This is a genomic window from Nitritalea halalkaliphila LW7 (assembly GCF_000265075.1).
Taxonomy (GTDB): Bacteria; Bacteroidota; Bacteroidia; order Cytophagales; family Cyclobacteriaceae; genus Nitritalea; species Nitritalea halalkaliphila.
In genome coordinates this window covers 58,175-72,749 of the sequence record NZ_AJYA01000005.1, presented here as the reverse complement: position 1 = coordinate 72,749, position 14,575 = coordinate 58,175, and the positions used below count along the sequence as shown (strand labels likewise).

The following is a 14,575-nucleotide window of genomic DNA, read 5'->3' as shown; positions in this document are numbered from 1 at the left end:
TTTTATCGTTTAAATGTCGCCAACCAGCGGCGCTCTTGCCAGACGAGGAGGCCCAAATAACCTATAAAGAGGCTATTATGTAAAAGAAAGCGCAACGGGGGTGCGGTACTTTCTGCCACGGGCAGGTAATATCCAGCGTAGCTGAGTGCTGCTCCGACCAACAAATATGCTAAATCTTTCCCGGTTTGGTAGGGTATCGGATAATATTTTTGTCCCAGTACAAAGCAGAGGGCACTCATGCTCATGTAAGCGAAAAGGGTGCTGCAGGCGGCTCCCATAAAGCCGAGTTTCGGGACTAAGAGCAGTACCGTGACCAGGGTGATTCCAGCTCCTAACAGGGTGAGGTACAGGCTATATTTTGTCTGATCGGTAAGTTTAAACCAGATGCTCAAGTTATAGTAAATGCCTAAGAACAGGTAGCCGAGCAGCAGAAGTGGTACGATGGAGAGGCCTTCCAGGTAGCCTTCTTGTCCTAAAATTAATGGCCCCACCCAGTATAAATTCACGGATAGCGCTACCATCAGCGCGGTGCAGAAGAGAATAAACCCGTGCATGACATGGGCAAAGGTCTCGGGGGCTTGCTTGTCGCTGGCCTGCTGGAAAAAGAAGGGCTCGGCGGCGTACTTAAAGGCCTGTATGATGAGGCTCATGAGGATGGCCAACTTAAAATTCGCTCCGAAAATACCGGCGGCCTCTCTTTGGCTTAGTCCCGGGTAGAAATTGTCCGGCAGGACATACTCAAAAAGCTGTCGGGAGAGGAGCTCATTCGTGGCGCCGGCCAGTCCCATAAACAGCAGTGGGAGGGCATAGGGCCACATGGGGCGGAGCAGTTCCCAGTCCAGTTTCAGGCGGGGTCGCCCGAGAACGGCCAGCATCAGGGGCAAAATGGCGCCATTAGCGATTAGGTTCGCCAAGAAAATGTACTCCACGCCCCATTCGGGCTGATAGATGTAGGCTGCCCAGGAAGGGAGCTCTTCGGGCGAGCGTAAGCGCCAGTTTTCGCGCAGGTAGAGGATGAAAAAGACATTGAGCCCTACATTAAGCAGGATGTTAAAGAGCTTGATTCCGGCGAAGCAGGCGGCTTTTTGTTCGAGGCGCAGTCGCGCAAAGGGAATGGCGAGGATCGCATCGAAACAGAGTATGAGGGCCATCCAGCGGAACAGGTAGCTTTGGTCTGGGTAGTCAAGCCACTGGCTAAGGAAGGGCGCGAGGACGAAGAGCAGGCCACTGAGGAGTAGGGAGCTGCTGAGGATGAGGGTGAAAATGGAGCGATACACCGCCTCTGGGTCCAGACCTTTACCCGTCGCATAACGGAAATAAGTGGTTTCCATCCCGTAGGTAAAGAGGATGTTCAGGAAGCCCATGAGCGCGTAGATCCCGGTGAAGGCACCGAGATCTTCCTTGCTCAAATAGCGGACGTAGAGGAGAATGAGCAGAAAGTTAATGCTCCTCCCTAAAATACTGCTAACACCATAGAGGGCCGTCTGGCCCAAGAGTTGTTTCATTCGGCCCATGCGGCGAGGGTGCGTATAGCGGGTAAATTATTCTCCTTTAAAGACGGGTTTACGTTTTTCTAAAAATGCCGAAGTACCTTCCTTGTAGTCGCCTGATTTCACGCAGCGCGCGAAGCCATTAGCCTCCGTTTGGTACCCGTTTTCGTCACAGTTATATACTGCATTTACGCAGTCTACGATCATGCCGATAGCGAGCGGTGCCTTGCTCATGATTTTTTCCAAAATCTGTTCAGCCTTGTCCATGGCTTCATCTTTTGTCGGCATCACATGGTTAACTAGGCCTAATTGGCGGGCATCTTCCGCGGTGATCATGTCACCTGTCATCATGAGCTCATGGGCCTTTCCACGACCTACCAGATAAGTTAGGCGCTGCGTTCCGCCATAACCAGGATGATGCCGAGGTTCACCTCCGGCTGCCCGAACTTAGCATTCGCGGTCGCGATGCGCATGTGGCAGGCCATGGCCAGCTCACAGCCACCTCCAAGCGCGAAGCCATTCACGACGGCGATAACTGGTTTGGGGCAGTTTTCGATGAGGTTGAAGACATCTTGGCCGTTTTCGGCAAATTTTCTAGCGTTTAGTTCGGTGAGTTCGGCGATTTCACTGATATCAGCACCTGCCACGAAAGCCTTTTCTCCACTTCCTGTGATGATGACACCTTTAATGCTTTTATTATCCACTACCTCTTCGAATGCCGTACGTAATTCTTCGATGGTAGCGATATTTAAGGCATTTAATTTGGTTTCTCGGTTGATGGTGAGGTAAAGAATACCTTCTTTTTCTTCCGATAGAATATTTTGTTGTTCAGCCATACCTGATTTCAGTAATAAGCATCAAATATACAAGTCCCATGAAGATTCCCCAAGCTTTTTAAATGGAAAAACCATCGCGGCGCTTTTCCGTACAGTAATTGGGTAGGGTAAACAGGTTTTAGATGCGGTTTACCCTGCAAAAATGATGTAGTTAGGGTCTTTTTAACACATTATTTTTTATATTTTTGTCCAGGACTAGAAAACCAAACAAATCAGTAGTAGATATGTCATCAAAAAGAAAAATTACCGTAGCTTACGGCGATGGGATCGGCCCGGAAATCATGGAAGCCACGCTTAGAATTTTAGACGCAGCGGGTGCCCAGATCGAGCCAGAGGTCATCGAGATCGGAGAGCAGGTGTATTTGAAGGGGATTAGCTCGGGGATGGACGCCAGCGCTTTCGAGTCGCTAAGAGAAACCAAGGTGTTTCTAAAAGCACCGATTACCACGCCTCAGGGGGGCGGATTTAAGAGCTTAAACGTGACCACACGTACCTCTTTCGGTCTTTTTGCGAATGTGCGCCCATGTAAGGCTTACTCTCCCTTTATCAAAACGAATTATCCGAAAACTGATTTGGTGATCATTCGTGAAAACGAGGAAGACCTGTATTCTGGCATCGAGCATCGCCAGACGCAGGAGGTGGTGCAGTCCTTAAAACTTATTTCGAAGCCAGGTTCAGAGAAGATCATCCGCTACGCCTTCGAGTACGCGAAAAAGTATGGGCGTAAAAAAGTGACCTGTATGACGAAGGATAACATCATGAAATTGGCCGACGGCCTCTTCCATAAAACCTTCGACGAAATCGCGAAAGAATATCCAGAAATCGAAACCGATCATAAAATTATCGACATCGGTTCTGCCCTCATCGCCGAGCGTCCGGAGATTTTCGATGTGATCGTGACGCTTAATCTATATGGAGATATCATCTCAGATATCGCCGCGCAGGTAACGGGCTCTGTAGGTCTCGGAGGCTCTGCGAATGTGGGCGAAGAGGTCGCCATGTTCGAGGCGATTCACGGTTCCGCGCCGGACATCGCAGGCATGGACATCGCGAATCCATCGGGTCTTCTAAACGGTGCCATCATGATGCTCGTGCATATCGGCCAACCAGAAGTGGCGGAGAAAATCGCGAATGCCTGGATGAAAACACTGGAGGATGGCTACCACACCGGAGATATCTACCAGGAAGGCCTTTCTAAGGAGCGCGTGGGGACACAGGCTTTTGCAGATGCGATCATCGAGCGCTTAGGGCAGGGGCCTGCGAATATGGAGCCGATTGCCTTCGGCAAAGAAGCCACCGAGCCGATGAACATCAAGCTGAAGCCAGCTGTAAAGCAGGCCAAAGAACTTATCGGTGTGGATGTTTTCCTGGAGTGGGATGAGGAAGGACGTGATCCCAATGTCCTCGGTGAGAAATTACGTCAGCTAGATGCGGATGGCTTGCAGCTGCAGCTTATCACTAACCGTGGCGTGAAAGTATTCCCTGGAGGTATGAAGGAGACGTTCTGCACCGATCACTGGAGATGCCGCTTCCAGAACGCCGGACAGTCCGCCGTGACGCATGCGCAGATCTTGGATCTGCTGAAGCAAGTGGAGGCACTGGGCTGCGACTTTATCAAAACAGAGAACTTATATACTTTCGACGGACAGCGTGCCTATTCCCTCTCTCAGGGTGAATAAGCTATAAGCGAACAGTAGCATAAAAAAGCATAAAAAAACGAGCCAGCGATAAAGCTAGCTCGTTTTTTTATTCCCCCATCGGAAAGTAGAGTTCCCTACGTACTGAAAAATGGATACCAAAAAAAAGAGGCGATTTGCTCGCCTCTTTTCTATCATGCTTAAACCGCAGCCTCTTTCTTAGCGAGACGGTTTCTTTCATTTTCATCCAAGTAGATCTTACGCATACGAATCGACTTCGGCGTGATCTCTAGGTACTCATCCTTTTGGATATATTCCATCGCCTCCTCTAAAGAGAAACGCTTTGGTGGTGCGATACGCGTGTTGTCATCCGAACCGGAAGCGCGCATGTTGGTGAGTTTTTTCCCCTTCTGCACGTTTACTACGAGGTCATTATCGCGCGAGTGCTCACCGATTACCTGACCTCCGTATAATTCCTCACCTGGCTCGATAAAGAATACCCCACGATCCTGTAACTTATCGATCGCGTACGCTGTACACTGTCCCGCTTCCATCGAAATGAGGGAACCGTTAATCCGGCCTGGGATATTTCCTTTAAAAGGCTCGTAAGCAGTAAAGCGGTGGTTCATGATGGCTTCACCCTGCGTGGCCGTCAGGACGTTATTACGTAAACCGATCAGGCCGCGCGAAGGAATGCGGAACTCTAAGTGCTGCAAGTCGCCCTTCGGCTCCATGATCAGCAGTTCGCCCTTACGCTGTGTGGCTAACTCGATCACCTTTCCTGCCGTTTCCTCCGGCACATCTACGACTAGGGTTTCGATCGCTCCATTTTCACGCCGTTTTCTTCCTTAAAAATTACCTGAGGCTGGCCCACCTGTAACTCATACCCCTCGCGACGCATGGTCTCGATGAGTACGGACAAGTGAAGAATACCTCGGCCATAGACGAGAAATTTATCTTCATTATCGGTCGTCTCCACGCGGAGCGCCAAGTTTTTCTCCATTTCCTTAAACAAACGATCTCTTAAGTGACGGGAAGTCACGAATTTCCCCTCTTTGCCGAAGAAAGGAGAATTGTTGATCGTAAAGAGCATGTTCATCGTCGGCTCGTCGATGGCGATGCGCGGTAGTGCTTCCGGGTTTTCCAAGTCAGCGATGGTATCTCCGATTTCGAAATCATCGATTCCCGTCACGGCACAGATATCACCAGCACCCACTTCGCTTACTTTATGCTTTCCTAAGCCTTCGAACACATGAAGTTCCTTCACGCGGACCTTTTTAATCACACCATCCGCCTTACAAAGCGAAAGCTGCTGTCCTTCTTTAATCGTTCCTCTTCGCACTCTACCGATCGCGATACGTCCCACGAAGCTCGAATAATCCAATGAGGTTACCTGCAGCTGTAAGCTTCCCTCATCGATTTTCGGCGCAGGGATATGTTCTAATATCGCATCGAGTAAGGGCAAGATGCTGTCTGTCTGCACCTTCCAGTCTTCACCCATCCAGTTGTTTTTCGCTGAACCGTATAGGGTCTTGAACTCTAACTGCTCCTCGGTAGCGTCTAAGTTGAACATCAACTCAAACACAGCCTCCTGCACTTCGTCCGGGCGGCAGTTTTCTTTATCAACTTTATTCACCACTACGATAGGCGTAAGGCCTAAAGAGAGGGCTTTGCTCAGTACGAAACGTGTCTGCGGCATAGGACCTTCGAAAGCATCCACGAGAAGGATAACGCCATCCGCCATTTTAAGTACACGCTCCACCTCACCACCGAAGTCGGCGTGACCAGGGGTGTCGATGATGTTAATCTTATGGTCCTTATAACGAACAGATACGTTCTTAGAAAGAATGGTGATGCCTCGCTCTCTTTCCAAGTCATTGTTGTCAAGGATAAGGTCATCAAACTGTTGGTTTTCGCGAAAATTTTTGACGCGTGGATAATCTTGTCTACCAAGGTCGTCTTGCCGTGGTCTACGTGCGCGATTATCGCGATGTTCCGAATATGCTGCATGTTGAAATTGAATTAAAGTGCAAAGGTAGCCAATTTTTTTTGCATATTTTCTAAGCGGACTGCTTTCCTAATGAAAATAGAAAGAGTAGTCCGCTGAATGTCAGCAGGTATTCCGCTGGCAGCCTTTAAAATAGGGAAAAATCCAGCTCATCGGTGAGCAGTTCGAGGGCCTTTATCGCCCGTATCGAATTGCCCTTCACGTTTAATTCCGGGCTCCAGACCGCGACGGAGAATTTGCCCGGCAGGGCAGCGGCCACACCTCCTCCCACGCCCGACTTTCCAGGTAGTCCCACGCGGAAGGCGAACTCTCCGGCCTCATCGTAGAAGCCACAGGTCAGCATCAGGCGTTCAGGCGACGGGTATGGCTCTCGGAGAGGATGCGGCGCTGCGCAAAAGGGGAGTAGCCGTCCAGCGCAAAACAGGAGAAGGCCTTCGCCAGGTCCTCACAGCTCATCTCGATGGCACAGTGCGCCACATAGGTTTCCAGCACTTCCTCCACCTCATGATGGAAGTTTTGATAGGCTTTTAAAAAGTAGGCGAGGGCCTTATTGCGCTGTGCATGTGCCAGCTCGGAGCGCTTCACGGCCTCATTAATGGTGACACAGTTTTTTCCTGCCAGCTCGTTCACGAAATCCACGATGGCCTGCAGTGCATGCGGATACTTGCCGTAAAGGGCGTCCGTAATCACCAGCGCCCCCGCATTAATAAAGGGATTTCGGGGGATGCCGCCCTCAAATTCCAGCTGCGCGATGCTGTTAAAGGGGTTGCCACTCGGTTCCACGTTTACGCGCTGCCAAAGCTTCTGCTTGAACACATGAAACACCATCATCAGGGTGAACACCTTCGAGATGCTCTGGATCGAAAAGGGCTTCTGATAATCTCCCGCGCCGTACACATTCCCTTCCGTATCCACCAGCGCGATCCCGAACTGCTCCGGATCCACCTCCGCCAGCTCTGGGATATAATTGGCTACCTGCCCTCGGAGGTCCATCTTTTTTACTCGTGTATAAATGGTCTGGATGAGGTCTGCGTAGTCTGTTGTCATGGTTTTTTTTTGATAGGTGGAAATAATGTAGAAGTCTGTTCTTTGCGCCTCGGCGCAAAAAAAAAGGCCGGGCCCTTAAATCCCCGGCCAACGCTATGCCTCAATTCCCTTTTAAGGGGTGAACTGAACAGCGAACCCGCCGCCAGGTTTCATCGTAAATTCCAGTGACTGCCGGCTGTTCACCTCGCGTTTCTCGATGGCGATGGCTGTGGGGTTTTCGTCCATATCTGTTTCGGGCGTGTCGGCATAGCTGGTGGCCACAAAGCTGCGTGGGCCGAGGAAATCAAGGGGTACTTTTACGCGCCGTTCCTGCTCATTCGTGATGCCGCCGAGAAACCACTGCTCCCCTTTTCGGCGTGCGATGATCACAAACTCGCCGATCTCGCCGTCCAGCACACGAATTTCATCCCAGTCTGCGGGCACCTGTCGGATAAATGCAAAGGCCGGCTGGCTTCATAGTTTTCGATCATATCTGCGGCCATCTGCAGCGGACTGTAGAGGATGACGTAGTGGGCCAACTGGCGGGCGAGGGTGCTGTACATGCGCCCTTGCGTTTCTAGGCCGTCTAGCTCGTTCCAAAGCGTCATTTTTTCGCGGAAATTCTCGAATTTTAGGTCAAAAATACCGGGAGTATAGTCGAGCGGACCGGCCAGCATGCGGGTGAAGACTAGGGTAGGGGTATGGGAGGGGGGATTTCCGCGCGACCAGGCATTCCACTCCATGCCGCGGACGCCTCACGGGTCATCAGGTTCGGGTAGGTGCGGCGCAGCCCCGTATCTTTAATGGGCTCATGAATATTCACCATGATCCCTCTTTTGGCTGCTTCGTCTACCACGCGCTGATGGTGGCGAACCATAAACTGTCCCTGGTGAAAGTGGCCCTCAGGGCGCATCTGCCCGGCATATCCGGTTTTAATGGCTTTCACCCCTAGCGACTGGTAGAGGTCGAGCGCAGCTTCTAAATTTTCTTCGTACGATAGCACCTGTCCACCTGTTTCGTGATGGCCGATGAGCGCCACGCCCTTCTCTTGCGCGTAGCGCGCCACTTCCTCCAGATCGAAATCCGGATAGGGCGTCTGGAAATCAAAATTATCGTCTTGGTACCAGCTTTCCCAGCCGGTGTTCCACCCTTCTACCAGTACACCGCGGATGTTATTCGCTGCCGCAAAATCGATGTAGCGCTTGGCATTTTCTGTGGTGGCGCCATGCCGGCCGCCTTCCATGCCCCAGGTTTCGATGCCCAGGTGCATGCTCCACCAGATGCCCACATAGTTCATGGGCTCGATGTAGCTATAATTTTTACTGCGGTCGCGCGGCGTGTTCAGGCTCAAAATAAGTTCGGACTCTACGAGCTCTCCGGGGCTATCCGCCACGATGATGGCACGCCAGGGGCTCTGGAGGGAGCCGGCGCTGCGCACTAAAATACCATCCGGCCAAGGGACCAAATTCGATTTTAGGCGGTAGCCGTCGAGGCGTTCCAGCGTCATGCCAGCATAGTCGATCAGGCAGCCTCATGGATGGAGAGGTACTTACCCTGGCTGGTTTTCATCGTCAGCGGGGTGTGCGCCGAGTTTTTCGGGAAGCCTCCGATCGAGTGCGTGTGGGTGTTCAAGTCATTTTCGATCTCTCCGATAGCGCTGACGGGGCTTTTGGTGTAGAGCAACTCATACGTATCGTAATTTCCTTCTATCCACCAAGCGGTGTAGTCCTCGGGAAGTTGAAAAAATGTTTTTTCGTTTAGGAGGAATAGGCTGTCCGGTAGACCCTCTTGCTCGGGGAGGATGTATCGGAAGCCAATGCCATCGTCGTAGGCGCGAAACTCAAGTTGGAACTGCAGGCCATTTGCTTCTTCATAGGTAAGGAGTTTTCCTTTGTAGTGGGCGAGAAATTTGCTTTTTTCACCCCAGACAGCATCCCAAGGCTCCTCTTCCTCCCAGTTTCTCACGGCGATCAGCCGGGCATTTTCTCCTATGGAAAAGTCTTTAAAGTCCATGCCGAGCGGGCTGGGCAGTAGGAGCTTGTCGTCGTTTTTGCTTAGAGCATAGTGTGGGACCCCATCTTTCAGGCTGATGTCTACGGTAATAAGGCCGGAGGGGGATTGGAGCTGCTGCTCTTCGGAGATGCCACAGGAAAATAAAAATAAGGCAAGGAATCCTAGGAGTAAAGGGTACTTCATGTAAGGTCTTTTTCTATTTTAACAGGTTTCCGCATTTACATGTTCTGATTTTTCCGCGAAATTTTGCCTGAAGTAGGCTGTAAGGTGCTTTTCTCCTGTGAGTGGTGGGGTGGTTTCGGGCTTCGCCCAAAAGGAGGGTGGATGCGATTTCTGAAAAAAAAATACTTTCCATGGACGTGGAAAAGCGTACTTTTGCGCTGTTAAACGATAAAAAAAGAACGATGGGAGCTTTAGGAAACCACATCTTGGTAGAGTTTATGCGCTGTGATCCGCATGTATTAAACGATGTGTCGAGCATCGAGCGGGACATGGTGGAGGCAGCGCGCAAGGCGGGAGCCACAGTTATCAATTCCACTTTTCACCATTTCTCTCCTTATGGGGTGTCTGGGGTGGTGGTAATCGAGGAGAGCCACCTGGCCATCCATACCTGGCCGGAATACGGATATGCGGCGGTGGACCTATTCACCTGCGGGGAGATGGATGCCTGGATTTCTTTTGACTTTTTAAAAGAGGCTTTCCGATCGGATTCCTATTCCGCGATCGAAATGAAGCGCGGCTCGAAAAACTTACTGAAGCGGATTGATTTTGATATCAGCTCTTCTCGGCAGAAGGCGGATGAGTGGGTGAACCCGGGCATGTACACCCGTAATGTGTGGTTTACGGATAAGGATGAGTTCCAGGCGCTTTCCCTACGCTACACAGGGGAAGTGTACCACGATGTCACCACAGCCTATCAGCGGGTACGGATTTTAGAATCGCCGAAGTATGGCAAGTTCCTCGCGCTGGATGATATGGTGATGACGACGGAGAACGATGAGTTTCACTACCATGAAATGATCAGTCACCCAGCGATTTTCGCACATGGTAACGTAAAAAATGTGCTGGTCATCGGTGGTGGTGATGGTGGCACGGTTCGTGAAGTGCTCCGACATTCGGGCATCGAGAAGGTGACCATGGTGGAAATCGATGGAGAAGTGATTAAGGCGTGTAAGCAGCACCTACCCGATATAGCAGCAGCGTTCGACGACCCACGCTTGGAGTTGATCGTCGGAGATGGCATTTCCTTTGCCGAGCAGGCCACCCATTCCAGCTATGACCTCATTATCGTAGATGGTTCTGATCCAGTAGGTCCTGCGGAAGGCTTGTTTTCGGTAGGATTCTATAATAACTGTTATAAGGCGCTGAAGCCAGACGGTATTTTGGTTGCGCAGGGCGAGTCACCGAAATTTAACGAAGCTGCCTTTACGGATTTACACGATACGATCGAGGGGCTTTTTGGGAAGGGCAATGCTTATGTCAGTCTATTTTATGTGCCTACCTATCCGACGGGAATGTGGTCCTTCCAGGTCGGTACGAAGGCTTCGGCCACTGATTTCGGGCACATCGATGCTGCGGAGGTGGAGGCCTTCGTTCAGGCGAAAGGCTTGAAGTATTACAATAGCAGTATCCATACGGCCTCACTGGCTTTGCCGAATTTCGTGCGGCAGCTTTTACAGCGCAAGTAAGCGCTTATAGGCATTTCGAATCGCCTAATCGTCTATCGCATAAAAAATCCAAACCTCCTCTGCCTTTTTTAGGTGGGGGAGGTTTGATTTTTATATGTATATTTTTCATCTTTAAAAGATACCATAAACGCTTAATCAGGAAGTGAAAAAATCGACTTGGACTTGTTTAAGTCTTGTTACTGATTAAGTTATTAAGTTAAATTAAGAAAATAAGTGAATTAGTTAAAACATTGAAAATCAGAGCTTTGCTTGTAAATAAAGTTTAATTCGGCCAACTTGCGATGCTAAAGTACTCTTTTTATGTATCGCTTTTTCGCAGTCTTGGTTTTCATCACCTGCTTTTTTTCTCAGGGGGCTTTATCTGCCGCGCATCCTGGCATGCCTAGTCAGTGGAATGGCCCCAGGCAGGGATTTTTTCTTCGCCCCGGTGTAAACGTATTTTCCACGCGGCATCAAGTGCTGCAGCGCGACCCGCTTCGTGGACATACCGCGCATGGCGGATTTAGCCCATCCTTAGCGCTAGCTTGGCAGGGAGAATCTCATCAGGTAGCCATCGGACTGCTTTGGGAGCGGTCTCAGTTTAGCCTCCCTGTAGGTTTGGGACATAGCTCCTCGGGTGCTCCCCTTACGGCTGAAATGCGCCTCGATCAGACGCGTCTCCTGGCCTCGCTGCGGTATGGATACCAACTTCCCCTCAGCCTTTACCGCCCTTTATTTCTTCGCGTAGAGGCGGTAGCCTATCCTGCTCTTTTTCAGGGTGCCATCGATGGGGACGCAGTTCGCTCAGGGGAGGTTCGGGATAGCGCAGGAGGCAGGGTACAGCTTTGGCCGGAACTATCGGAAGATAAAGTGGGCCTCCGTGCCGCTATGGGCTTGACAATCAGTTATCAACTGCAAGAGCGCCAGTACCTACAGCTGGGCATAGAGCAGTTTTTTGATGTGGGCTCAAGCGTAAATCAATTTATTCGCTATCAGGCAGGGGATGCCGCTGGTGTGGCGCGCATTAGCTTTAAGCCCGACACGGTATTGATTAGCTTGAAAATGGGGATCGCGATTGGACGCTAAGGCCTCGGCGTGGCGCTTTGCCCCGAGGGGGCGTGTCCGCCCAAACAAAAATGGGGAGAAGGAAACCTGCTCGAAGCAAGCAGGCCTCCTTTTTTTCTCGTCAGAGATTTTTTTAGACTAGTGAATCAAACCAATATTTTTTCAATAGGAATTTTCATCGATCCGTACTTTTCCACGGTAGGTCCAGTAAATAATCGAGGTGTATGCGACGACGAAGGGCATGCCGATGAACGCCAGGATGGCCATGATGCGTAAGGTATAGGCAGAAGAGGCCCCATTATAGATGTCTATGTTATAGCTCGGGTCGATATTCGAAATCATCATGTTCGGGAAAATTCCCAGTGCAAAGAGCATGACCACTGCCGCAATGGTGGCGGCGGAGGAAATAAAGGTCCAGCCATAAGTACCTCGGGCCAGTGTACGGGGGATATTGGCGATAGCCAAAGCTGTCAGGCCCACCACTGTCCAGGCGAAGAGAGAGATAAAGGTCTCATTATTCGTGATGAGGTCATGCTTTTTACCGGGCAGCTCCAGCATTCCGAAAGAGAAATTAGCGATCATTTCTGGCTTTAGGTACAAGGTGAGGCCAGAGAATCCCAGGAAAACGAAAAGAAAAATCCAGAAATTTACGCGGATCCACCCTTGGATTTGCTTTTGGAGCTTTCCCTCCGTCTTCATGTTGAGGTAAATGCTGCCATGCAGGGAAAACATGCTTAGAGAAAATAGGCCTGCCGCCAGTGCGTAGGGGTTAAGGAGGTCAAAGACGGTCCCTTGGAACTCCATATTTTCTTCTATGGCGAAGCCCATGACCACATTGCCGATAGCGATTCCGAAAAGCAGGGCGGCGGCTATGGAGCCGATCGAAAAGCCGCGGTCCCAGAAATTGCGCCAGGCACGGCTATCTTCCTTGCCTCGAAACTCGATCGATACGGCGCGGAAGATCAGCGCGATCAGCAGGAGCATAAAAGGCAGGTAAAAGCCCGAAAAGGCTGTGGCATACACATTCGGGAAGGCAGCGAAAAGCGCTCCCCCTGCGGTGATGAGCCATACTTCATTTCCGTCCCAAACGGGGCCGATCGCATTCATTAGGATACGTCTATCCTCATCTGTTTTGGCACGTAAGTGCAAAATCCCTACGCCCAGATCGAAGCCATCTAAAATCGCATATCCGATGAGTAAGATGCCCACTAAAATATACCAAACTACATGATAATCCATTACTTATTCGAGGTTAAAGCGTCTATTTTATCGTTTTTCTTCTTATAGCTCTCCATCATTTCGGTCACGTGCTCCGGTCCATGCTTGATTTCGCGGTCGAGCACATAGAGCCAGACGAAGAAGAGCAGGACGTACACCACGAAGAAGAGGAAGAGGGAGATCATAACTTCTGGCGCCGTTATCGATGGGGAGACGCCCTCGCTCGTCCGGAGGAGTCCCTGCACGATCCAGGCTGCCGCCCCCTTTCTGCAGAAATCCAGCCCAGCTGGTTCGCTAACACGGGAAGCGCCACGGCCGGCAGGTAGAGCTTCAGCAGCCAGGTTTGTTTAAAGAGCGTACCCCGCCACAGAAAAAACAGGGAGAGGGTCGTCAGGCCGATGAAGAGCATCCCGAGAGCCACCATCATGTGGTAGGACTGAAACACGCCGTTTACCGGTGGCCAGTCTTCCTCAGGAAAGGCATCCAAGCCTGTTACCTCAGCATCTATATCTCCATGTGCGAGGAAGCTCAGCATGCCAGGGATGGCGATGCCCTTCGTCTCGCGGGTCTCTGGATTCGTCCAGCCAACCAGATACAGGGGGGCTTGCGTCTGCGTCTCATAGAGTCCTTCGAAGGCCGCCAGTTTGGCCGGCTGCCATTCTGCTACCACCTGGGCATGCGTGTGGCCGAGGATGGGCTGCGCCAAAGAGGCCATAGCTGCCAAGCCCAGCGCGATAGCGAAGGAGCGCTTCGCAAACTCGATGTTTTTACCCTTTAAGAGGTAATAGGCTGAAACGGAAAGGACCAGGAAGGCACCTTGGACCCATGCCCCCACGATGACGTGCGCAAAGCGAATCATGGCGGAAGGATTAAAGATCATGGCCCAGAAATCGGTGATAACCGCCCGGCGAATACCGAAATCTTCCACGATTTCATAAGCGACCGGCGTCTGCTGCCAGCTGTTGGCCACCACGATCCAGAAGCCTGACATCATACTGCCGAAGGCCACCATAATCGTGGCGAATAGGTGCATGCCTGGCCGCACGCGATTCCATCCGAAAAGCAAGATGGCGAGGAAGCCCGACTCCAAGAAAAAGGCAAAAATCCCTTCTGCTGCGAGCGGAGAGCCGAAAATATCCCCTACAAAGCGAGAATAAGCGGACCAGTTGGTGCCGAACTCAAACTCCATCACGATTCCCGAGGCCACCCCGATGGAGAAGTTGGCAGCGAAGATCTTCACCCAGAAACGGGTGATGGTTTCATAAATTTTCTTTTTGGTAATCAGATACAGCGATTCATAAATCACCAGCAGCAGTCCCAGGCCGATGCTAAACGGCGGAAAGATGTAGTGAAACATGATGGTAAAGGCGAACTGAATGCGCGAGAGTGTTTCTACGTCCCAATTCATAGGCTAGTTTTTAAAGGATTTTCTATAGTGTGCGAGGGTCAAACTGATAAACAGCATGCCGATGAGGATTTTGAGAAGTTTCGGCGTATCAAAACCCAGCAGCTGATCCGGCAAAAAAGGGAGTTTCACAAGCATGCGATAGCTCAGCATCAGGCCGAGGCCCAGTAGAAAGAGATATTGTGCGCGTCGCTGTGCCATAAATTTTTA

Annotated in this window: 7 protein-coding genes and 5 pseudogenes; 3 read left to right on the top strand and 9 right to left on the bottom strand. The window is 51.0% G+C overall.

The window, feature by feature from the left end; all coding sequences use genetic code 11:
* Nucleotides 1-2 precede the first annotated feature (2 nt).
* On the bottom strand, nucleotides 3-1,514 hold the full coding sequence (locus A3SI_RS02525; protein ID WP_040669873.1) for an oligosaccharide flippase family protein: 1,512 nt from the start codon (nucleotides 1,512-1,514) through the stop codon (nucleotides 3-5).
* A 27-nt stretch (nucleotides 1,515-1,541) separates the two neighbouring features.
* A pseudogene (locus A3SI_RS02520) lies at nucleotides 1,542-2,326 on the bottom strand (enoyl-CoA hydratase/isomerase family protein).
* A 224-nt stretch (nucleotides 2,327-2,550) separates the two neighbouring features.
* Here A3SI_RS02520 and A3SI_RS02515 point away from each other — a divergent pair.
* On the top strand, nucleotides 2,551-4,005 hold the full coding sequence (locus A3SI_RS02515) for an NADP-dependent isocitrate dehydrogenase (RefSeq protein WP_009053493.1): 1,455 nt from the start codon (nucleotides 2,551-2,553) through the stop codon (nucleotides 4,003-4,005).
* A 158-nt stretch (nucleotides 4,006-4,163) separates the two neighbouring features.
* Here A3SI_RS02515 and typA read toward each other — a convergent pair.
* The 4 genes and pseudogenes from typA to A3SI_RS20035 all read right to left on the bottom strand — a co-directional run bounded on the left by typA (nucleotide 4,164) and on the right by A3SI_RS20035 (nucleotide 9,193).
* A pseudogene (gene typA / locus A3SI_RS02510) lies at nucleotides 4,164-5,973 on the bottom strand (translational GTPase TypA).
* Nucleotides 5,974-6,098: 125 nt separating this feature from the next.
* A pseudogene (locus A3SI_RS02505) lies at nucleotides 6,099-6,964 on the bottom strand (glutaminase).
* A gap of 165 nt (nucleotides 6,965-7,129) precedes the next feature.
* Complete coding sequence (locus tag A3SI_RS16965; RefSeq protein ID WP_050977331.1) at nucleotides 7,130-7,414, bottom strand: glycoside hydrolase family 97 C-terminal domain-containing protein; 285 nt, start codon at nucleotides 7,412-7,414, stop codon at nucleotides 7,130-7,132.
* Nucleotides 7,384-9,193: pseudogene (locus A3SI_RS20035) on the bottom strand (glycoside hydrolase family 97 catalytic domain-containing protein). The gene A3SI_RS16965 and the pseudogene A3SI_RS20035 overlap by 31 nt, the downstream one beginning before the upstream one ends.
* Nucleotides 9,194-9,369: 176 nt before the next feature.
* On the opposite strand from A3SI_RS20035, the gene speE reads away from it, so the two are divergent.
* Together speE and A3SI_RS02490 are read left to right on the top strand one after the other, a co-directional pair.
* Complete coding sequence (gene speE / locus A3SI_RS02495) at nucleotides 9,370-10,698, top strand: polyamine aminopropyltransferase (RefSeq protein ID WP_238531560.1); 1,329 nt, start codon at nucleotides 9,370-9,372, stop codon at nucleotides 10,696-10,698.
* A 300-nt stretch (nucleotides 10,699-10,998) separates the two neighbouring features.
* The gene (locus tag A3SI_RS02490; RefSeq protein WP_009053488.1) at nucleotides 10,999-11,763 is read left to right on the top strand and encodes a hypothetical protein; all 765 of its coding nucleotides are present in this window, start codon (nucleotides 10,999-11,001) and stop codon (nucleotides 11,761-11,763) included.
* A 141-nt stretch (nucleotides 11,764-11,904) separates the two neighbouring features.
* Here A3SI_RS02490 and cydB read toward each other — a convergent pair whose 3' ends face one another.
* From cydB to A3SI_RS18750, 3 genes and pseudogenes are all read right to left on the bottom strand, one after another.
* Entirely contained in the window at nucleotides 11,905-12,981 is a 1,077-nt protein-coding gene (gene cydB, locus A3SI_RS02485) for a cytochrome d ubiquinol oxidase subunit II (RefSeq protein ID WP_009053487.1), read from the bottom strand.
* Nucleotides 12,981-14,317: pseudogene (locus tag A3SI_RS02480) on the bottom strand (cytochrome ubiquinol oxidase subunit I). The gene cydB and the pseudogene A3SI_RS02480 overlap by 1 nt, the downstream one beginning before the upstream one ends.
* 54 nt (nucleotides 14,318-14,371) lie before the next feature.
* Nucleotides 14,372-14,566, bottom strand: coding sequence for a hypothetical protein (locus A3SI_RS18750; RefSeq protein ID WP_009053484.1), 195 nt, complete (start codon nucleotides 14,564-14,566; stop codon nucleotides 14,372-14,374).
* Nucleotides 14,567-14,575 lie beyond the last annotated feature (9 nt).